Origin of the sequence: Microvirga sp. VF16 (assembly GCF_016864375.1) — a bacterium.
Taxonomy (GTDB): Bacteria; Pseudomonadota; Alphaproteobacteria; order Rhizobiales; family Beijerinckiaceae; genus Microvirga.
In genome coordinates, this window is record NZ_CP069354.1 from 4,374,382 (window position 1) to 4,394,279 (window position 19,898).

A 19,898-nucleotide genomic window follows, 5' to 3' on the forward strand; every position below is an offset into this window, starting at 1 on the left:
AGGCCATTTGAGCGATGGAGCGTCCTGCAGCGCCGTCTCTGCCCGATGCCGTCAAGGGCCATTGGGCTGAGCGATGGGCGCCGGCCGGTCTCAATCCTTACCTGCGCCTCGCCCGTATTGAGCGACCCATCGGCTGGTGGCTGCTCCTGCTGCCCTGTTGGTGGTCGGCGGCGCTCGCCGCCATTGCAGCGGGACAGCCCTGGCCGAACCCTGTTCATTGCCTTCTCTTCCTGGTCGGCGCCGTGGCCATGCGCGGGGCCGGATGCACCTATAACGACATCGTCGATCGGGACCTCGACACCCGCGTCGAGCGCACCCGGCAGCGCCCCCTGCCCTCAGGCCAGGTCACGCTGAAAGGAGCTCTGGCCTTTCTCACGCTCCAGGGTGTGGTCGGTCTTCTGGTCCTGCTCCAGTTCAACGCCTTCGCGATCGCAACTGGCTTCGCCTCGCTGGGCGTCGTTGCGCTCTATCCCTTCATGAAGCGCTTCTTCTGGATGCCGCAGATCGTGCTCGGCCTCGCCTTCGCCTGGGGGGCCCTGATGGGCTGGGCAGCCGCCTTCGGGTCTTTGAGCTGGGCCGCCATCCTTCTCTATCTCGGCAGCATCGCCTGGGTGGTGGGCTACGACACGATCTATGCCCTGCAGGATATCGAGGATGACGAGATCGCCGGGATCAAATCCTCGGCCCGTTTCTTCGGCGAGAACGTGAGGGTCGGAGTCGGCATCTGCTACGCCCTTACCATCGTCTTCATTACGGCATCTCTGGTTCTGGCAGGGGCAGACTTGCCATCCTTTGTGGGCTTGGGCCTCTTTGCCCTTCACCTGGGCTGGCAGGTGGCACGCATCGACCGGGCAGACGGCGCCGGAGCGCTGCGTCTTTTCCGCTCGAATCGGGATGCGGGCCTGATCCTGTTTGCGGCCATGGCGCTCGATTGCTTCATCTAGAAAGGCCGGCCTTTCATAAAACGAGGTTTAGGCCTGAGGGATATGGTATCTCCTCCCAATGGCCCCCATCTCACATTCAATGCTGTCACCTTCATCCGCCCCAGTCGCCGCCCTCGCCCCTGCCGTGCGTGATGCCGCTCGCCGAGCAGGAGAATTGGCCCTGCCCTATTTCCGCGCCGGAGCGCAGACGGCAGCCAAGCTCTGGTACAAAGGGCATAGCTCCCCTGTGACGGAGGCGGATATCGCCCTCGACATCTTCCTGAAAAGCCATCTCTCCGCCTTGTTTCCGCAAGCCGGCTGGCTCTCCGAGGAGACGGCGGACGATCCATCACGGCTTGAACAGAGCTATGTCTGGATCGTCGACCCCATCGACGGCACCCGAGCCTTTGCCTCGGGCCATCCGGACTGGGCGATTTCCATTGCACTGGTGAAGGGCGGAAGGCCTGTTCTCGGCATCCTTCATGCCCCGATCCACGAGCGACTTTATGAAGCAAGAATCGGTGAAGGCGCCTGGTGCAACGGCGAAAGACTGCAGGTATCCGAGGCCGAAGATGTCCCTCACGCCCGGGTTGCGGGTCCCAAGCCTCTCATCGACCGGCTCGAGCGCCACATGGGTCCGGTCGAGCGCCTGCCCAAGGTGCCATCCCTGGCGCTCAGACTAGCGCGAGTGGCGGAAGGCTCCATCGATATCGGCCTCGTCTCTGCCCATTCCCAGGATTGGGACATCGCCGCTGCCGACCTCATTCTGCACGAGGCGGGCGGCCGCCTGACCGGGCTCGACGGTTCGACCCCGGCTTACAACAAACCACAACCGTCCCATGATGAGATGATTGCCGTTGCGTCACGGTTGCATCCTCGTGCTATTGGAGCCATGAGAGCCTGAACACAGTTGGCTCGCATCAGCACCGACCTTTCCAACCCTCTTCAGAAGAGCCCTATCATCATGACCGATACGCCTGGCAAGCAACTCCTTCATCTGGTTTTCGGCGGCGAGCTTAGCAGCCTCGAATCCGTCGATTTCAAGGATCTTTCCAAGCTCGATATCGTCGGAATCTTCCCGAACTATGCCAGCGCCCATGCGGCCTGGAAGGGCAAGGCTCAGGCCACCGTGGACAATGCGCAGATGCGCTATTTCATCGTCCACCTTCACCGCCTGCTGGATCCGCAGAACGGCTGATTCTTTAAGTCACGATGGGTCTCATCAAGCGCATCACCCGATCGCGAGCGGTCCAGGAAACCCTGGGCTTTCTTGTCGCGGGCTATCTCAAATTCGTGCAGCGCACGAACCGGTTCATCGTGGAACCGGCGGATGCCTATGAGCGGATCGAGATGCCGGTGATTGCCGCCATGTGGCACGGGCAGCATTTCATGATCCATTTCGCCAAGAGACCGCAGGATCGGGCCGCAAGCCTTGTCTCGCGCTCGGGCGACGGAGAGTTCAATGCCATCGCGCTACGCCATCTGGGGGTGCGGGCCATTCGCGGCTCCGGTGCGCGCGGCCGCGACATCCGCAAGAAGGGCGGCGCCCAGGCCATGCGGGCCATGCTGCGGGCCTTGAGCGATGGCGAGATGGTGGTGATGACCGCCGACATCCCGAAGATTTCGCGGATCTGCGGCCAGGGCATCGTCACCCTGGCTCAGCTGTCCGGCCGGCCCATCGTGCCCGTTGCCGTGGTCACGAACCGCCGAATCGACTTCGACAGCTGGGACAAGGCCAGCATCGGGCTGCCTTTCGGCCGTGGGGCGATGGTCCTCGGCGTGCCGATCCATGTGCCTCGCGAAGCGGACGACTCGATCCTGGAATCCTTGAGGAAGACCGTCGAGCGGGAACTCGACCGGGTGCACGAGCGGGCCTATGCTCTGGTCGGATCGAGGGATCCCGGCGCCAAGCCCAGTCCCGTGCTCATGGGAGGCTCCCGGGCATGAGCTTCCCAATCATCTTCAAGACTTATCGCACGGTTGTGTCCGTGCTGGAGCCGGCCGTGCTCGGCCTTCTCTACTGGCGCCAGCACAAGGGGCGCGAGGACAAAACCCGTCTCGGCGAGCGGCAGGGCTATCCGAGCCGGCAGCGGCCCAAGGGCCACCTGATCTGGGTCCATGGCGCCAGCATCGGCGAGACCCTGTCCCTGCTGCCGGTGGTGGAGCGCATGACTCAGCGCGGCCTCGCGGTCCTGGTGACGTCGGGCACGAAGACGTCCGCCTCTCTGATCGCCCGCCGGCTGCCTCCCGGCGCAGTCCATCAGTTTGTCCCACTCGATGTGCCACGTTATATAAAGCGCTTCCTTGAGCACTGGCAGCCTGATTTGGCCCTCATCGCGGAATCGGAGATCTGGCCGAACACCATCATGGCATTGGCCGAACGCGACATCCCGCTGGTCATGGTCAATGGCCGCATGTCAGATCGCTCGTATCAGCGCTGGCAGAAGATGCCGGGGATCATCAGGGGCCTTCTCGAACGTTTCGCCCTCTGCCTCGCGCAAACCTCGGAGGATGCCGAGCGGCTGGCGCGGCTTGGTGCCCCTCGGGTGATTGTGACAGGCAACATCAAGTTCGACGCGGCTCCCCCACCGGCCGATCCACGGGTGGTGGCGCATCTCTCGGGACTGATCGCGGGGCGCCCGGTCTGGCTTGCCGCCAGCACCCATCCCGGCGAGGAGAGCGCGATCATCGCCGTGCATCGCGCCCTGATAAAGCGTTACCCTCATCTGCTCACCATCATAGCCCCCCGGCATCCGCACCGCGGGCCGGAGGTCGCTGCCCTTGCCGGGCAGGCCGGCCTGCGTGCCAGCCGCCGCTCCGAGGGCATCCATCCGGACCGGGCGACTGACATCTATGTGGTCGACACCGTGGGCGAGATGGGCCTGTTCTACCGCCTTTCCCCCATCGTCCTGATGGGCGGCACGCTCGTCGCGATCGGAGGTCATAACCCCATCGAGCCGGCCAAGCTCGGAGCCGCCATCCTGCATGGACCGCACGTCCATACCGCGACCGAGATCTACGATGCTCTCGACCGGTCGCGCGGTGCCGTGATGGTGAAGGACAGCGCTACCCTGGCGCGCGCGGTCAATGAATTGCTGAACAACGCAGCTCTCACCCGCGACATGGCCCGCAAGGCGGGAGAGGCGGTGCAGGCGCTGGGAGGCGCCGTAGACCGCACCATGCAATCGGTCGAGCCCTTCATCGTGCAGGCGAAACTGGGAGCGCGCCGCTGATGCGCGCGCCGCGCTTCTGGTGGGAGCCTTCGCCGTCGCTGCAGGCGAGCCTGCTGCGTCCGGCCGGCATCCTCTACACCTCCATCGCCGCGCAACGGATGCGGCGGCAGGGCGAGAAGGCAGACCTTCCCATCATCTGCATCGGCAATTTCACCGTGGGCGGCGCCGGCAAGACGCCGACCGCTCTGGCCGTCGCCAAAATGCTCGAGGCGGCGGGTGAGAGCCCGGCCTTCCTGTCGCGAGGCTATGGCGGCCGCCTGCGCGGCCCGGTGCAGGTGCGGTCGAAGCACACGGCCTTCGATGTGGGCGACGAGCCCATCCTCCTCTCGAAAACGGCTCGGACCATCGTCTCCCGCGACCGTCCGGCCGGAGCGCGACTGGCCTACGAGATGGGATCCACCATCGTCATCATGGATGACGGCCTTCAGAATCCTTCGTTGATCAAGGATTGCGCCATTGCTGTCGTGGATGGGATAACCGGGATCGGCAATAGGCTGTCCTTGCCGGCAGGTCCCTTGCGAGCCCCCATGGAGGCACAATGGCCGACCGTCGATGCGGTGATCGTCATCGGTAACGGCGAACCGGGACGGCAGATGGCCGAGGAAGCAGCACGGCACGGCAAGCGTGTGTTCGAGGCCAGGCTGGAACCGCCCGTGGAGGCCGCGAAAGCCCTCGATGGCAAGAAGGTCCTGGCCTTCGCCGGCATCGGACGGCCGGAAAAATTCTTCGACAGCCTGCGCGCCTGTGGCGCCGTCATCGAAGCGACACACGCTTTCCCCGACCACCATCGCTACAAGACCGCCGAGCTCACGACCTTGCGACAGGAAGCCGAGACACACGGGCTTCTGGCTGTGACGACGGAAAAGGATCTTGCACGGGTCGCAGCGGTGGAGGATGCGCAGCCCTGGCCGGACCTGACGGTGTTGCCCGTGCGACTTCGGATCGAGAACGAGGCGGGCTTACGCAACCTGCTCCTGCGCCGCATCAACGAAAGGCGACTGCGCGTCGCCTGAACAAGGACCTTACTTTCCGGGTACGCTCTGTCCCGTAATGCGCATCATCACCGCCTCGGGCGAGGCATAGGCCTCCTGCCTTTCGACGCTCCAGTATTTCAACTCGTCAAGCGGAATCTCGACGCCGGTGACGGCGCAGCGCACATAAGCCCCGGGCTTCACGACCCGGAGATTGCTGTCGAGATATTGCACGACGGCTTCGCCGCCGCTGCGATCGATCTTGTTCAACATAGATGACATCAATGAATGCGTTGCCCTGCCCTTCACATAAGCCGGCTAGATGAGGATTTCCAATCCTCAATCAAAACAAGGCACCCTGCTCTTCCGCCGCCACAAGCTTCGGCTTGGCCACCCTGGGCCGCGTCCCGATCCGTCCACCGGTCGCATCCGCCTTGCCATCGGCGAACTCGAGCACGAGGGCTTGGCCATCGAGCACCGCCTCGGCCGAGTTGAGCGGTTGCCCATCCGCATCGCGGACGAGAGCGAAGCCACGCTTGAGGACGGATTTGTAGTTCAGGCTGTCGAAGAGCTTGGCTACCGCATCCAGCCTGTCGGCCTTGCGGGCGAGCTGACCCTGCAGCGCCGGCACAAGACGCTCGGCCACGCGCTTCGTGAGTTCATGTCCTTGAGCAATGCGCGTCCGCTCGGCACGCAGCAGCGTCTCGCGTGACACCACCAGCCGGCGACCGATCTGCTTCAGGCTCTCCTCGCGCAGCAGGACAGAACGGCAGACCGCATTGTAGGGCCGCGGCCCCACCGCATCGAGCCTTGCGCGCATGCGGGCGACATTCGCCACCGGCGACACGTGGGCGAGTTGGCGCGCCACCTTGAGCAACCGCTCCTCATGGCCACGGGCATTGCGGGCGAGCGCCGGATAAAGCTTGGTGGCGGCAAGATCGAGGCGCTGTCGCTTAGGCGAGAACAAGGCCTCCGGGCTCGGCAGGGCGCGGGCCGTGGCGCGCAGGTCAGACCGGCGGCGCTCCACGAGGCGAAGGGTGGCTTCCATATGGCGGCGAGAGAGATCGTTGACGGCCGCCATGAGCTCGACTCGCACCGGCACCACCATCTCGGCGGCGCCCGTGGGCGTGGGGGCCCGCCGGTCGGAAGCATAATCGATGAGCGTCGTGTCGGTCTCATGCCCGACCGCCGAGACGAGCGGGATCACGCTCTCGGCGGCAGCCCGCACCACGATCTCCTCGTTGAAGCCCCACAGATCCTCGATGGAGCCGCCACCGCGGGCGACGATGAGCACATCCGGACGCGGGATCCTCCCGCTGGGCTCCAGCGCATTGAAGCCCCGGATGGCGGCAGCGACCTCCGCCGCACAGGTCTCGCCCTGCACGCGCACGGGCCACACCAGCACCCGGCGCGGGAAACGATCCTCCAGCCGGTGGAGAATGTCGCGGATCACGGCTCCGGTCGGCGAGGTGACGACGCCGATGACCTGGGGCAGGAAGGGCAGAGGCCGCTTGCGCTCCTGGGCGAACAGCCCCTCCGCATTGAGCTTGCGGCGGCGCTCCTCGAGCAGCGCCATGAGCGCCCCGATGCCGGCAGGCTCGAGCGTATCGATGACGATCTGGTATTTGGACGAGCCCGGGAAGGTGGTGATGCGCCCGGTGGCGATGACCTCCATCCCCTCCTCGGGGCGGATCTTGAGCTTGGCGAAGGCCCCTTTCCAGATCACCGCATCGATGCGGGCATTCTGGTCCTTCAGGGAAAAATAGGCGTGCCCCGACGAATGAGGCCCGCGATAGCCCGACACCTCGCCGCGCAGGCGCACATGACCGAACGCATCCTCCAGGGTACGCTTGAGAGCGCCCGCGAGATCGGACACCGACCATTCGGGAGCATTCGAGGGGGCTTTTTCTGCGAACATGAGGTGAACCTAATCCGCTCAGCCACAGCCTGCCAAGGGCGGCGGCGCAACAGGCGGCAAGTTCGGCAAGCTATCCCCTGTGCATTTCGCCGCGGCTCCCGGGGAACGCGTTCCGCTCAATTTTCCGGTAGGCGCAAAAGCTCATAGCCGCTAAGAGCCCAGGCAGCACAGGGAGGCTTTGCCATGAACATTCTTCTCATCGGATCCGGCGGACGGGAACATGCTCTGGCGCGCAGCCTCTCGGCGAGTGCCCTGTGCGATCAGCTTCTCATCGCTCCCGGTAATCCGGGCACGGCGCAGCACGGCACCAATGTGGCGCTCGATGTTGCTGATCATCGGGCGGTGATCGATCTGTGCCGGGTGATGAAGGTCGATTTCGTCGTGGTCGGGCCGGAGGCACCGCTGGTCGCAGGCCTCGTGGACGATCTCACGGCTGCGGGGATCAAGGCCTTTGGGCCGAGCAAGGCAGCCGCCCAGCTCGAAGGCTCCAAAGCCTTCACCAAGGATCTCTGCGCCGAGTTCAGCATTCCGACCGCCGCCTACCGCCGCTTCACCGACGCGGAAGCGGCCAAAACCTACGTGCGCAATTACGGCGTGCCGATCGTCGTCAAGGCGGATGGTCTTGCCGCCGGCAAGGGCGTGGTGGTCGCCACCTCCTTCGAGGAAGCGGAGGCTGCCATCGACATGATGATCGGCGGCGGTCTCGGCACGGCCGGGGCCGAGGTGGTGATCGAGGCCTTTCTTGAGGGCGAAGAGGCGAGCTTCTTTGCCCTCTGCGACGGTACGCATGCGATCCCCTTCGGCACGGCGCAGGACCACAAGCGCGTGTTCGACGGCGACAAGGGCCCGAACACAGGCGGCATGGGCGCCTATTCCCCCGCCGCCGTGATGACGCCCGACCTCCAGGCCCGCGCCATGCGGGAGATCATCGAGCCGACGCTCGCCGGCATGAGGGCGCGCAACACGCCTTATACGGGCATCCTCTATGCAGGACTGATGCTCACCAAGGACGGGCCGCAGCTCATCGAATACAATGCCCGCCTCGGCGATCCGGAAACGCAAGTTCTTCTGCCGCGTCTGAAATCCGACCTCGTGACGGCGCTGCTTGCCGCCTGCGACGGTGTTCTGAACAGCATCTCCTTGCAATGGTCGGAACAGGCGGCCCTCACCGTCGTCATGGCCGCGAAGGGTTATCCGGGATCAGTCGAGAAGGGATCCGAGATCAAAGGCATCGACAGGGCCGAAGCGCTGGACGATGTCATCGTCTTCCACGCCGGCACGAAACAGGACGGCGACAGGATCGTTGCCAATGGCGGACGCGTGCTCAATGTCACGGCCTTGGGACGCACGATCTCCGAGGCGCAAAGGAAGGCCTATGAGGCTGTTGCCAGGATCGACTGGCCGGAGGGCTTCTGCCGGAAGGATATCGGCTGGCGTGCGGTGGAGCGCGAGCGGAGTTGAGCATCGCATACTTCCATCGAGTGATGACGTAACGGAAGAAATTTCTCGTTTGAGTTGCACCGCATTTTCCTAAAGGGCCTGATCCACTTTGGGAAGAAATGCTCTACCTTCTTGAGGTGTCCTTTCTACAACCAGCGAGCGGCCGTCCATGAGCGACGATCTCTTTCCCGATTTCGAAAGCCACTGGATCGACACCGAGGTCGGACGCATCTTTGCCCGTTCGAAAGGCGATGGACCGCCATTGGTCCTGCTGCATGGTTTTCCGCAAACCCACGCCATGTGGCACCACCTTGCACCGACGCTCGCAGAAACCCACAAGGTCGTGTGCATGGATCTGCGCGGCTATGGCTGGTCCACGGCGCTCGAGGGCGATCCAAAGCACGAGACTTATTCCAAACGCGCCATGGGCCGTGACGTGATCCAGGTCATGGAAGCGCTCGGCCATGTGCAATTTGCCGTCGCCGGACATGATCGCGGCGCGCGGGTCGGTTACCGGCTCGCCCTCGACCATCCCGGTCGGGTGGAGCGCCTCGCCCTTCTCGACATCCTGCCGACCTACCACGTGTGGGAGCAGATGAAATCGGGAAAGATCCCGGAGGTTCACTGGGGCTATCTTTCGCAGCCCTATCCGAAACCGGAAGAAGAGATCGGGCGCGATCCTATCCCCTATTTCGAAGGCCTGATGCGGCAATGGTCGGCAGCCGGCGATCTCAGCGCCTTCGATTACCGCGCGCTCCACTCCTACTGGCAGAGCTGCAACGAACCGAGCCGTATCCATGCCTTCTGCGAGGATTATCGGGCCGGGGCCACCCGCGACATCGAGGCCGATGAGGCGGATCTTGCTGCCGGCAAGACGATCCTGTGCCCGACCTATGTGATCTGGAGCGATTATTATCTCGTCAGCGGACCGGTCGGCGACCGCAAGCAGCCGCTCGAGGTCTGGCACCAGAGCTTCGCCCCCAAGGCAACCGGAATCGGCGTCACGTCGGGGCACTTCGTAGCGGAAGAAAACCCGAGCGCGACACTGGAGGCGCTGCAGGCGTTTTTGCAATCATAAGCGTCATCCCCGGGCTGCGCCCTGTCCGAGATGACGGAATTCCTTACCGCCGCTCTCCGAAAAACTCCTTCAGCAGCGCTGCCGCCTCGCTCTCGCGAATGCCGCCATAAACCTCGGGAGCGTGGTGGCAGGTGGGCTGGTCGAAGAAGCGCACACCGTTGTCGACCGCACCGCCTTTCGGGTCATAGGCTGCGTAATAGACCCGCCGGATGCGGGCGAAGGAAATCGCCGCCGCGCACATGGTGCAGGGCTCCAGCGTCACGTAGAGATCGCAGCCGGAGAGACGTTCGTCGTCCAAAGCCTCGCAGGCAAGGCGGATGGCGAGCATCTCGGCATGGGCGGAGGGATCACGCAGCTCGCGCGGGCAATTGCCCGCAGAAGCGACGACTTGCCCGTCCTTGACAATGGCGGCGCCGACCGGCACCTCCCCGCGCGCGGCGGCGGCGCGGGCCTCGTCGAAGGCCACGCTCATGGGATCCAGCCCGCCCGGATCAAGCGGCTCGTAATCGGCGTTATCCGTCAATCGGTTCGTTCCTTAATCCTCGCTTCTCTGACACTCCTCTGCTATCAGGCTCCCATGACCGACAGCAACGACGATAATCGTAGGGGCCGTTCCTCCGGACGCTCCGACCGTGGCCGCACCTCTGGTGACAGGCCCATCCGCAAATCCCGCGAGGGCAGCGAGCGCCCCTTCCGCGCCCGGGGCGACGACGACCGCCCGCGCAAGCCGCGTGAGGCAGGCGACCGGCCTTTCCGTAGCCGCGATGGTGATAAGCCGTTCCGCCCGCGCGGAGAAGGTGGCGAGCGCCCCTTCCGCAGCCGGGACAAGGATGAGCGCCCTCGCCGCTTCGAGGGTAGTGAAAAGAAATCCTTCCGCCCCCGCGGCGAGGGTGGCGATAAGCCATTCCGCGCCCGCAGCACAGGCGACAAGCCGTTCCGTGGCCGCCCGGGCGACGAGCGCCCGCGCCGCTTCGACCGCACGACCGAGGACCGTCCGCGCCGCGCCCGCGAGGAGCGCCCCGAAGTCCAGGCCGAGCTGCAGGAGCCCGCCGAGGACCGGATCGCCAAGGTCATCGCCCGTGCGGGGATTGCTTCCCGCCGCGATGCGGAGGTGCTGATCGCGGAAGGCCGCGTGACCCTCAACGGCAAGGTGCTGGAGAGCCCCGCTGTCAATGTGACGGCGGCCGACACGATCACCGTGGATGGCGAGCCTCTGCCCGCCAAGGAACGCACGCGCCTGTGGCTCTTCCACAAGCCACGCGGCCTCGTAACCACCGCCAAGGACCCGGAGGGACGCCCCACCGTGTTCGAGAGCCTGCCCGAGGACCTGCCGCGCGTGGTGGCCGTGGGCCGGCTCGACATCAATACGGAAGGTCTGCTGCTGCTCACCAACGACGGCGGGCTTGCCCGCGTCATCGCTCATCCGGATACCGGCTGGCTGCGCCGCTATAAAGTCCGCGCCCATGGCGAGGTGAACCAGGCCGATCTCGACAAGCTACGCGACGGCATCAGCATCGACGGCATCGATTACGGTCCCATCGAGGCGCGCCTCGACCGGCTGCAGGGCGACAATGCCTGGATCACCATGGGTCTGCGCGAAGGCAAGAACCGCGAGATCAAGCGCATCCTCGAGCACATGGGCCTGCAGGTGAACCGCCTGATCCGCATGTCATTCGGCCCGTTCCAGCTCGGCGACCTCGAAGTCGGCCTCGTGGAAGAAGTGCGCACCAAGGTGCTGAAGGATCAGCTCGGCGAAGCGCTCGCGCTCGAAGCCGGCGTCGATTTCGAGAGTCCGGTGCGCGAGCCCATCGCGCCCTTCGGCTCATCGAAGAAGCAGGATCGCGACGAGCGCGAAGAGCGCCCCTCGCGCTTCGGCCGCGACCGTGATGGGGACCGCCCGCGCCACCGCCGTGGCGATGACGATAAGCCGTTCCGCAGCCGTGGCGGCGACCGCTTCGAGCGCGATGAGGAAGAGCCCAAGAAGCGTCCCTCGCGTCTCGATGTGAAGACGAGCGTGTGGCGCGCCGGAGAGACCGATGAGGATGCGCCGCGCCGCAGGTCTCCCCGCCGCGGTACCGATCCGAAGGAAGCGCGTGTGGCGAGCGGGGAACGCCAGCGCGAGCGCGTCGGCGCGATCTCGTCGAGCGAGGGTCGCAAGGTCGTGGTGGAGCGCCTTGTGCGCCAGCCCCAGGAAGAAGAAGCGCCTGCACCACGCGGGCGCCGTGGCGCTGCTAGTGGCGAGGATCGTCCGCGCCGTCGTGATGATCGCGATACGGCTCCGGCCCGCCATGGCCGCGAGGGCGGAGAACGTCCGCGCCGTGATGACGAGCGCCCGCGTCGCGCGACCGGTGACAGGCCGTTCCGCGCTCGTAGCGGAGAAGGCGAGGATCGCCCGCGCAAGCCCCAGGGAGACCGTCCTTTCCGCTCCCGCGAAGGAGGCGACGACCGCCCACGCAAGTCACAAGGGGATCGCCCCTTCCGGGCCCGTGGCGGCGATGAGCGTCCCCGTCGCGGCCCCCCACGCGGCGATGGTCCGTCCCGCGGTGGCCCGAAGGGCAGCGGTTTCAAGGGTGGTCCCAGGGGTGCCTCCAAGGGCGGAGCCTCGAAGGGAGGCTTCAAAGGCGGTTCCAAGGGCGGCCCGCGCGGCCGCCGTTGATAGGAGCTAATCCATGAGAATCGTGGGCGGGCGCTGGCGCGGCCGCTCGCTCAAGGGGCCAAGCTCGGACGCGATCCGTCCGACCTCGGATCGCCTGCGCGAGACGCTCTTCAATATCCTCCAGCATGGCTATGACGATCCCATCGAGGGAGCGCGCGTGCTCGATCTCTTCGCCGGCACCGGCGCCTTGGGATTGGAAGCTCTTTCGCGCGGCGCCGCCTTCGCGCTCTTCGTCGACGACGGCGCGCAATCCCGCGGCATCATCCGCGAGAACGTGGAAGCCCTCGGCGCCGGCGGCGCCACCCGCCTCTTCCGCCGCGACGCCACTCGCATGGGAGACGCCGCGCCGAACGCCCCCTTCTCCGTCGTGTTCTGCGATCCTCCCTATGGCAAGGACCTCGCCCCCAAAGCCCTACGCTCATGCGTCGAAGGCGGCTGGCTCACGCCCGATGCCCTCGTGATCGTGGAAGAGGCGCAAGACGTCGAGGTCACATTGCCGGAGGGTTTCGACGAGATCGAGCGGCGGGACTATGGGGAAACCAAGGTGGTGTTCGGGCGGTTCGCGGGGTAGGGCCACTTACTCTGGCGCAGCTTGTGTTTGGCTTCGCTTCCGGATCAGGACACCAACGCCGAACAAACCTCCTCCTAGGCAAAGCGAAGCAAGCCACGGGCCAAGAGTTAGTCCTCCCATCAGGCTGAAGAAGCCTGATATGAGAGTAAGGAACAGCCCCATCCCAAAGATCAGCAGGATTGCGAATGCAGCCATAAAGGTCTCAAAGTAGCGCGTTCTTATCTGTCGTGCGATGATAAAGGCGGCCGCTGCTAGTAGTGCGCACAAAGCACCAGTGATCGCATTAACTATTATTTCTGGCAGTTTGCTCGATACGATTATTCTATAACCCAGAACCATTTCTCCGAAACTTGGATCCCGATCCGTGAATCCCCAGTCCTCGGATCCATCCTCCAATCCCCACAAACCTTCGCGTTCGTCATCTGAAAGGCTTGGTACAATCGGTCCTCGCTGAAAAGACGAGGGATCAGGATCAAGTATCTTCCCGGTCGAGAAATCGAAGATGAGACATTGTCCCTCTTCCCGACACGCGAGGGCCATCGAACGGGACTTATGACTTCGCGCCAGTAATCGACCCTGACCATCGACAAGAACGACGCGGACTGGATCAGGACCTAAAATTCCATCTCCGTTCAGAAGTCGCGCTTCTCCCATTTCACCGCCGGGAAGACGAATTTTCTCGACTTGTGTGAAGTAGGGACGATGCGCGAAAGCCGGAGAGGCGCCTATGACGGTGATAGCGAGCATCAAAAAGAAAGCGTAGATCTGCTTCATGAAGAAAGCATAGCAATAAAATATCAGTCAGTCATCGCAGATGGATGACTTCGGAATTTGCCCCAACCTCACCCGCCCGCTATACCGCCCCTTCCCTGTCGGTCCTGAAGGTAGACTCCCATGAAAGCGGTTCTCTTCGAACAGTTCGGTCAGCCGCCGCGGGTGCAGAACGTGCCCGATCCCTCGCCTTCCGCGGAAGGTGTCGTGATCAAGGTCGAGGCGACGGGCCTGTGCCGGAGCGATTGGCATGGCTGGATGGGACATGACCCCGATGTGGTCCTGCCGCATGTACCGGGGCATGAGCTCGCGGGCACGGTTCTCGCAACCGGAAAACAGGTGACGCGCTGGAAGAAGGGCGATCGCGTCACGGTGCCGTTCGTCGGCGGCTGCGGGCATTGCCATGAATGCCATTCCGGCAACCATCAGGTCTGCGAGCAGCAGTTCCAACCTGGATTCACAGCCTGGGGATCTTTCGCGGAATATGTGGCGGTCGATTACGCGGACACCAATCTCGTTGCGCTTCCCGACGAACTCGACTTCGCCACCGCCGCGAGCCTCGGCTGCCGCTTTGTCACCTCGTTCCGCGCCATCGTCGACCAGGGCCGTGTGAAGCCCGGCGAATGGGTGGCTGTGCATGGCTGCGGCGGTGTGGGATTGTCCGCGATCATGATCGCAAGCGCCATGGGCGCGAATGTGATCGCCATCGATCTCACCGACGAGAAGCTCGCATTCGCGAAAGCGATGGGCGCCGTGGCGACGGTCAATGCACGCGACGCTGCCGATGTGGTCGGTGCGGTGAAGGAGATCACCAAAGGCGGCGCGCATGTCTCCATCGATGCGCTCGGCCATCCTGCGACCTGCTTCAACTCCATCGCGAATTTGCGCCGCCGCGGGCGTCATATACAGGTCGGCCTGATGGTGGGCGAGCATGCCCGCGCACAGGTGCCGATGGCACAGATCATCGCGCATGAGCTGGAAATCTACGGCAGCCACGGCATGCAGGCCTTCCGCTACCAGGACATGATGGCGATGATCCGCACCGGAAAGCTCGCGCCGCAAAGGCTCGTCGGTAAGCATATCAGCCTTGACGAGGCGCCCGTCGCTCTCATGGCCATGGACCGGTTCGAGGGTCTTGGCATCAGCGTCATTACGCGCTTTGCTTGATGGACTGGATTTGGCCGCGCATCCAGCGCCGACAATAATCTCCGGAGGAAAAGATGGCCTACCTGCCCGCTGAGAACCGCTATGACGAGATGATCTACAACCGATGCGGCCACAGCGGATTGCTGCTGCCGGCGATCTCGCTCGGGCTCTGGCACAATTTCGGCGAGGACAAGTCGGCGGCGACCGCGCGAGACATCTGCCGGACGGCCTTCGATCTTGGCATCACCCATTTCGATCTCGCCAACAATTACGGCCCTCCTCCCGGCTCGGCTGAAACATTGTTTGGGGAGATCCTGCGCAACGATTTCCACGGCCTGCGCGACGAGCTGGTGATCTCCACCAAGGCCGGCTACCGCATGTGGCCGGGCCCATATGGCGAATGGGGCAGCCGCAAATACCTCCTCTCCAGCCTCGACCAGAGCCTCAAGCGGATGGGGCTCAATTATGTCGACATCTTCTATTCCCACCGCTTCGATCCGAACACGCCGCTGGAAGAGACCATGATGGCGCTGGACTCCGCCGTGCGGCAGGGCAAGGCGCTCTATGTCGGCCTCTCCTCCTATAACAGCCAGCGCACCCGCGAGGCGCTGGCCATCCTGCGCGAGCTGAAGACGCCCTGCATCATCCACCAGCCGAGCTATTCCATGCTCAACCGCTGGGTCGAGGAGGACGGGCTGCTCGATACCCTTGAGGATCTCGGCCTCGGCTCCATCGTGTTCTCACCCCTGGCGCAGGGCATGCTGACGACGAAGTATCTCGACGGCATTCCTGGCGAGAGCCGTGCGGCCCAGGGCAAGTCCCTGCGCACGAGCTTCCTCAGCGAGGAGAATATCACCCGCATCCGCAGCCTCAACGGCATCGCCGAGCGGCGCGGCCAGACCCTGGCCCAAATGGCCCTGGCCTGGGTTCTGCGCGGCGGAGGCGTTACTTCGGCGCTCATCGGCGCGAGCCGCCCCGAGCAGGTCGTCGACTGCGTCGGCGCGCTCAAGAACCTGTCTTTCACGGCCGAGGAACTCGCCGAGATCGACCACTTCGCCGGCGAGGGCAACCTGAACATCTGGGCCGCCTCGGCGGAGCGGAAGGGCCCTTCCCGGTAAATCACGGGAAAAGCCTTAGCTTTTAGGCGAATACTCCTTCGGAGGGACTTGAGAAGTCGGTTAACAAGTGGTTAATGCCAAGCTTGAGTGCCATCTGACCTAAGGTCATCCCCATGGTTTCCGTCACCACCAGCGACAATCGTCGGCAAGCCAGGCGTTTTCCCACGCATCACCCGGCACAGATCATGCTGGGTCCTGAGGCGATGATCTCTTGCACGGTGAAGGATATCTCGACCGGCGGGGCCAAGATCGCGGTCAAGCGGCACATGGACCTGCCGGAAAGCTTCGAGCTGTATATTGCAGCCCACGACCTGCAGGTTCGCCGCGCACGGGTATGCTGGCGCCATGGCGATTTCGCAGGCGTGGCGTTCAGCGCCGAGGAGACAGACTCGGCCCCGGCCATGCCTGTGCCCGAATTACTGCAGTTCGAGGATTGCCTCGCCCAGGCCGCCATGCCGGCCCATCTTGCGGCAACTCCGGCGCGCAAGAACCTCAAGCTCTATCGCACCACCGTCTGATCGATCGCCGTTCGCATCGTCCCGGCGGGTGAGTTTGCTGCGCTCTCGTATCGAGCCGGCGATTCACGACAGCAACTGACCGTCCGCTGACGATCAGTTGCTTGCGATGCCGTTCAAGTGACCGGCGTGATGTCGATCTTGAACCACTTCTCGGACAGCTTCTTGACGGTCCCATCCGCGATGGCGGCCGCAATCGCGTCGTTGAACATGGCCTTCAGGTCGGTGTCTTCCTTGCGCAGACCGGTGCCGACGCCGGGGCCGAGCAGGCCGCCAGTGATCGAAGGACCGACAAGCACGAAGTCCTTGAACTCGGGCTTGCGCAGGGTTCCGCTCAACGCCGTCGCATCCGCAAGAACCGCATCGATGCGCCCAGCCGCGAGATCGAGATCATGCTGCTCCGTCGTCTTGTATTCGCGAATTTCGGCGACATCCTTGAGGTACTTGTCCGCAAAGTTCGAATGGATCGTCGAGGTCTGCACGCCGATGGTCTTGCCCTTCAGGAGTGGCTTCAGGTCGGCGATCGCCTTCTCGGCGGCGGCCTGCTGGGTCGACAGATTGAAGGCTTGGCCCGTGCCCGGCATCTTGGCGAGGGGCGAATCCTTGGGGACGAGGAAGCCGTTGGGACCGGCGGCGTATGGACCGGCGAAGTCGATGGTCTTCTTGCGCTCGTCGGTGATGCTCATGCCGGCCATGATGGCATCATATTTCTTGGCAGTGAGCGCCGGGATGATGCCATCCCAGTCCTGAGCCACGATCTCGCACTTCACCTTCATGCGGGCGCACAGATCGTTGGCGAGATCGATCTCGAAGCCTTCGAGCTTGCCGCCCGCGCCCGTGAAGTTCCACGGCTCATAAGCACCTTCCGTGGCAATCTTGACGGTTTCCCACTTCTTGCCTTGGGCTGCTGCGCCGCCAACCGCCAGCGCGGCGCCGAGGAGAGATACACCAACCATCGTCGAGATCTTCATCGCCATTCTCCTGCTTTCAGGGGTTGGTCTGAGTTCCGGCCCCGCTGTCTGCAATAGCCGAAGCGCATCGGCACAGGCCCCGAGAAAAAGACAGACAGCACGGCCCGGGAGCAACGCCCAGTGAAAGTCAATTAGCGCACCGTACTGAGAAGTGGACCCGTTCTTCCTGTTCCGAACGACGCGCCGCGACCTCACGCAGCGGCGGCCCAATGGACCTGAAAAGCAAAGATAGTTGACGAAATTACATTACCATGATTGCTTTTTGCTTAAGGCCAAGGGGGAAAATAAAATGTCTTGTCTTCGAAAGATTTTGCTTCTCTTCGCCGCCCTTGGAGTCTTGCAGCTTGCCCCCGTAACCGCGTCATCCGGAGCCGAGCAGGCGATCAGGAAGCAATCCGATTGCACGCGGGTCGGTGGGAAGCTAAGGCCGAGCGGTTTCAAACCCAGCGACAATCTTCCCTTTGTCTGCACCTATTCCGATACATACGACCGAAGGTGCCAACGGCAGCTGAAAGACCCTCTGGCCTACTACGATATCGCGGAGAAGAAGTGCACTGCCTGCGATATGGATGAAGACGCCTTCTGTTGGTGATATCGACCTGGGTCTAGTTTGCTAGAGCATAGTACGGAACCAGAGATCCGCATGAGCATGGATCCAGTTCGCCTTTCACCGCCGCCCGAACAGGCGCTCGATATCTGTCAGCTTAAGCTCCACGTAAGTGGGCCGACCATGATTGCACTGGCCGGAAAGCGGTGTCGCTTCCATCTCGCGCAACAGAGCGTTCATCTCTTCGGGCCGCATGCGCCGTCCGGCGCGGATGGAGCCGTGGCAGGACATGCGCGAGAGCACGGAGTCGAGACGCTCTTCCAGAGGACTTGCGGCCCCCTGCCCCCACTCGGCCAGAGCATCGGCCACATCTTGCACTAGCGCCTTGATACCACCGCCAGCAAGCGCCGATGGCACCTCGCGCACGAGCAGCGCACCGTGGCCGAAGGGCTCGACGACGAGGCCAAGGCTTTCCAGCGAAGAAGCTTCCGCCAGCACGCGGTCCGCGTCGACGGGATCGAGATCGACTACCTCGGGGATCAGCAGCAATTGCCGCGCAATGCCGGATGATGCCCGCTCGCGCTTCAGGCGCTCATAGACGAGGCGCTCATGGGCCGCATGCTGATCGACGATAACGATGCCGTCCTGCGTCTGTGCGACGATATAGGTGCCATGCAGCTGCGCGCGCGCGGCACCGAGAGGCGCCTCTTCCGTTTCCGGCTCGATCTCATGCAGCGTCGCGCGGCTGTCGGCCGAGGGCGCCGCGAGATCGGGAAGAGGCGCCTGTCGCTCGGCAAGGCCGGAGGCCGGCGCGTAGGATCGCTCCGGCGCATCGAGCGGTGCCTGCCAGTTGGCGAAGGCGCTGGTCGGGCGGATCGCATGCGTGCGGTGCGGATAGGCCGGGCGCGACAGCAACGCTCCTTGCGGACGCAGGCTTTCCAGCGTGCGCGTACCGCCGGTCGACGAGGCGCGGAAGGCATAGCGGGTGATCGCTTCCTTCAGCGCACCCACCACGAAGCCGCGCACGAAAGCGGGATCGCGAAAGCGCACTTCCGTTTTGGCGGGGTGCACGTTCACATCCACCGCGCGCGGATCGAGATCGATCATGATGGCAAGCACCGGATGCCGGTCGGACGCCATCACATCGGCATAGGCGCCGCGCACGGCGCCGAGCAGCAGCTTGTCGCGCACGGGCCGTCCATTGACTACAAAATGGATCGAGGTTCCGGTGCCGCGATGATAAGTCGGCAGGCTCGCGAAACCGGTGAGCCGCACGCCCTCCCGCTCGACGCCGATGGACATGGCGTTCTCATGGAATTCCGCCCCCAGCACCCGCGAAAGGCGGCGCAGGAAACCATGCTCGCCGGGCTCCTCCGGCGGATAGGTGAAGGCGGTGATGTGCTCGCCTGACAAAGTGAAACGAATAGTCGGATGTGCAATGGCCAGCCGCTTGACGATCTCAGTCACGGCCTGTGCTTCCGAGCGGTCGCTCTTCAAAAATTTCAGACGCGCGGGCGTGGCGGCAAAGAGATCCGTCACCTCGACACGGGTGCCCTTCGGTGCAGGCGCCGGACGCACCGGGCCTTTGACGCCGGCTTCGACGACGATGCACGAGCCGGTCGCGGCCTCTGCCGTGCGGGTGACGATGGACAGGCGCGCGACCGCGCCGATGGATGGCAGGGCCTCACCGCGAAAACCCAGCGTGTTGATCGAGAACAGATCGCCGTCGGGAAGCTTCGAGGTGGCGTGTCGCTCGACCGCGAGTTCCAGATCCTCCGGCGTCATGCCGCGACCGTCGTCGACGATGCGGATCAGGCGCCGCCCACCGGCCTCGACCGCGATCTCGATGGAGGAGGCACCCGCATCGACAGCATTCTCGACCAGTTCCTTCACCGCCGCCGCCGGGCGCTCGACGACCTCGCCCGCAGCGATGCGGTCGACGAGGATAGGATCGAGGCGGCGAACATGCATGAGGGTGTCGGACCTTCAGATTCGGAGAGAAGAAGATAGGGGCTGAAGGCGGCGGAAACCAGAACGCGC

General features: G+C 64.0%; 19 protein-coding genes. 13 read left to right on the forward strand and 6 right to left on the reverse strand.

Features of this window, described 5'->3' with window-relative positions; translation table 11 throughout:
* Positions 1-14 precede the first annotated feature (14 nt).
* The 6 genes from ubiA (at position 15) to lpxK (ending at position 5,169) form a co-directional block, all read left to right on the forward strand.
* Positions 15-944 carry a 4-hydroxybenzoate octaprenyltransferase gene (gene ubiA, locus JO965_RS20490; RefSeq protein ID WP_203440845.1) on the forward strand — a complete coding sequence of 310 codons (930 nt, stop codon included), beginning with the start codon at positions 15-17 and terminating at the stop codon, positions 942-944.
* Between the two features lie 79 nt (positions 945-1,023).
* Positions 1,024-1,827, forward strand: coding sequence for a 3'(2'),5'-bisphosphate nucleotidase CysQ (locus JO965_RS20495; protein WP_203440846.1), 804 nt, complete (start codon positions 1,024-1,026; stop codon positions 1,825-1,827).
* 60 nt (positions 1,828-1,887) lie between these two features.
* Positions 1,888-2,121: a DUF4170 domain-containing protein gene (locus JO965_RS20500; RefSeq protein ID WP_203440847.1), complete on the forward strand. Its 234-nt coding sequence runs from the start codon at positions 1,888-1,890 to the stop codon at positions 2,119-2,121.
* 14 nt (positions 2,122-2,135) lie between these two features.
* Entirely contained in the window at positions 2,136-2,870 is a 735-nt protein-coding gene (locus JO965_RS20505) for a lysophospholipid acyltransferase family protein (protein ID WP_203440848.1), read from the forward strand.
* Positions 2,867-4,156, forward strand: a complete 1,290-nt coding sequence (locus JO965_RS20510; RefSeq protein WP_203440849.1) for a 3-deoxy-D-manno-octulosonic acid transferase — start codon at positions 2,867-2,869, stop codon at positions 4,154-4,156. Before JO965_RS20505 ends, JO965_RS20510 begins: the two co-directional genes overlap by 4 nt.
* A complete protein-coding gene (gene lpxK / locus JO965_RS20515; protein ID WP_203440850.1) occupies positions 4,156-5,169 on the forward strand; it encodes a tetraacyldisaccharide 4'-kinase in 1,014 nt (337 codons plus the stop codon). Before JO965_RS20510 ends, lpxK begins: the two co-directional genes overlap by 1 nt.
* 9 nt (positions 5,170-5,178) lie before the next feature.
* Here lpxK and JO965_RS20520 read toward each other — a convergent pair whose 3' ends face one another.
* Both JO965_RS20520 and xseA read right to left on the reverse strand, forming a co-directional pair.
* Positions 5,179-5,400, reverse strand: coding sequence for a DUF2093 domain-containing protein (locus JO965_RS20520; protein WP_203440851.1), 222 nt, complete (start codon positions 5,398-5,400; stop codon positions 5,179-5,181).
* Between the two features lie 70 nt (positions 5,401-5,470).
* Complete coding sequence (gene xseA, locus JO965_RS20525; protein ID WP_203440852.1) at positions 5,471-7,045, reverse strand: exodeoxyribonuclease VII large subunit; 1,575 nt, start codon at positions 7,043-7,045, stop codon at positions 5,471-5,473.
* Positions 7,046-7,228: 183 nt separating this feature from the next.
* On the opposite strand from xseA, the gene purD reads away from it, so the two are divergent.
* Together purD and JO965_RS20535 are read left to right on the forward strand one after the other, a co-directional pair.
* Positions 7,229-8,506 carry a phosphoribosylamine--glycine ligase gene (gene purD, locus JO965_RS20530; RefSeq protein ID WP_203440853.1) on the forward strand — a complete coding sequence of 426 codons (1,278 nt, stop codon included), beginning with the start codon at positions 7,229-7,231 and terminating at the stop codon, positions 8,504-8,506.
* Positions 8,507-8,654: 148 nt separating this feature from the next.
* Positions 8,655-9,563, forward strand: coding sequence for an alpha/beta fold hydrolase (locus JO965_RS20535; protein ID WP_203440854.1), 909 nt, complete (start codon positions 8,655-8,657; stop codon positions 9,561-9,563).
* A gap of 43 nt (positions 9,564-9,606) precedes the next feature.
* Here JO965_RS20535 and JO965_RS20540 read toward each other — a convergent pair whose 3' ends face one another.
* Positions 9,607-10,035, reverse strand: a complete 429-nt coding sequence (locus JO965_RS20540) for a nucleoside deaminase (RefSeq protein WP_203444283.1) — start codon at positions 10,033-10,035, stop codon at positions 9,607-9,609.
* Positions 10,036-10,140: 105 nt separating this feature from the next.
* Between JO965_RS20540 and JO965_RS20545 the strand changes: the two genes are divergently transcribed.
* Entirely contained in the window at positions 10,141-12,219 is a 2,079-nt protein-coding gene (locus JO965_RS20545; RefSeq protein ID WP_203440855.1) for a pseudouridine synthase, read from the forward strand.
* Between the two features lie 13 nt (positions 12,220-12,232).
* Positions 12,233-12,790: a 16S rRNA (guanine(966)-N(2))-methyltransferase RsmD gene (gene rsmD, locus JO965_RS20550; RefSeq protein WP_203440856.1), complete on the forward strand. Its 558-nt coding sequence runs from the start codon at positions 12,233-12,235 to the stop codon at positions 12,788-12,790.
* Between the two features lie 6 nt (positions 12,791-12,796).
* Here rsmD and JO965_RS20555 read toward each other — a convergent pair whose 3' ends face one another.
* Complete coding sequence (locus tag JO965_RS20555; protein WP_203440857.1) at positions 12,797-13,564, reverse strand: hypothetical protein; 768 nt, start codon at positions 13,562-13,564, stop codon at positions 12,797-12,799.
* 120 nt (positions 13,565-13,684) lie between these two features.
* Here JO965_RS20555 and JO965_RS20560 point away from each other — a divergent pair, with 120 nt between their 5' ends.
* The 3 genes from JO965_RS20560 (at position 13,685) to JO965_RS20570 (ending at position 16,343) form a co-directional block, all read left to right on the forward strand.
* Positions 13,685-14,728: a zinc-dependent alcohol dehydrogenase family protein gene (locus tag JO965_RS20560; protein ID WP_203440858.1), complete on the forward strand. Its 1,044-nt coding sequence runs from the start codon at positions 13,685-13,687 to the stop codon at positions 14,726-14,728.
* Between the two features lie 53 nt (positions 14,729-14,781).
* Positions 14,782-15,825 (forward strand): L-glyceraldehyde 3-phosphate reductase, encoded by a 1,044-nt coding sequence (mgrA, locus tag JO965_RS20565; protein ID WP_203440859.1) that lies wholly within the window; start codon positions 14,782-14,784, stop codon positions 15,823-15,825.
* A 113-nt stretch (positions 15,826-15,938) separates the two neighbouring features.
* The gene (locus tag JO965_RS20570) at positions 15,939-16,343 is read left to right on the forward strand and encodes a PilZ domain-containing protein (protein WP_203440860.1); all 405 of its coding nucleotides are present in this window, start codon (positions 15,939-15,941) and stop codon (positions 16,341-16,343) included.
* A gap of 113 nt (positions 16,344-16,456) precedes the next feature.
* On the opposite strand, the gene JO965_RS20575 is transcribed toward JO965_RS20570, so the two are convergent.
* Together JO965_RS20575 and mutL are read right to left on the reverse strand one after the other, a co-directional pair.
* On the reverse strand, positions 16,457-17,311 hold the full coding sequence (locus JO965_RS20575; protein ID WP_203440861.1) for a transporter substrate-binding domain-containing protein: 855 nt from the start codon (positions 17,309-17,311) through the stop codon (positions 16,457-16,459).
* A gap of 667 nt (positions 17,312-17,978) precedes the next feature.
* The gene (mutL, locus tag JO965_RS20580; protein ID WP_203440862.1) at positions 17,979-19,829 is read right to left on the reverse strand and encodes a DNA mismatch repair endonuclease MutL; all 1,851 of its coding nucleotides are present in this window, start codon (positions 19,827-19,829) and stop codon (positions 17,979-17,981) included.
* Positions 19,830-19,898 lie beyond the last annotated feature (69 nt).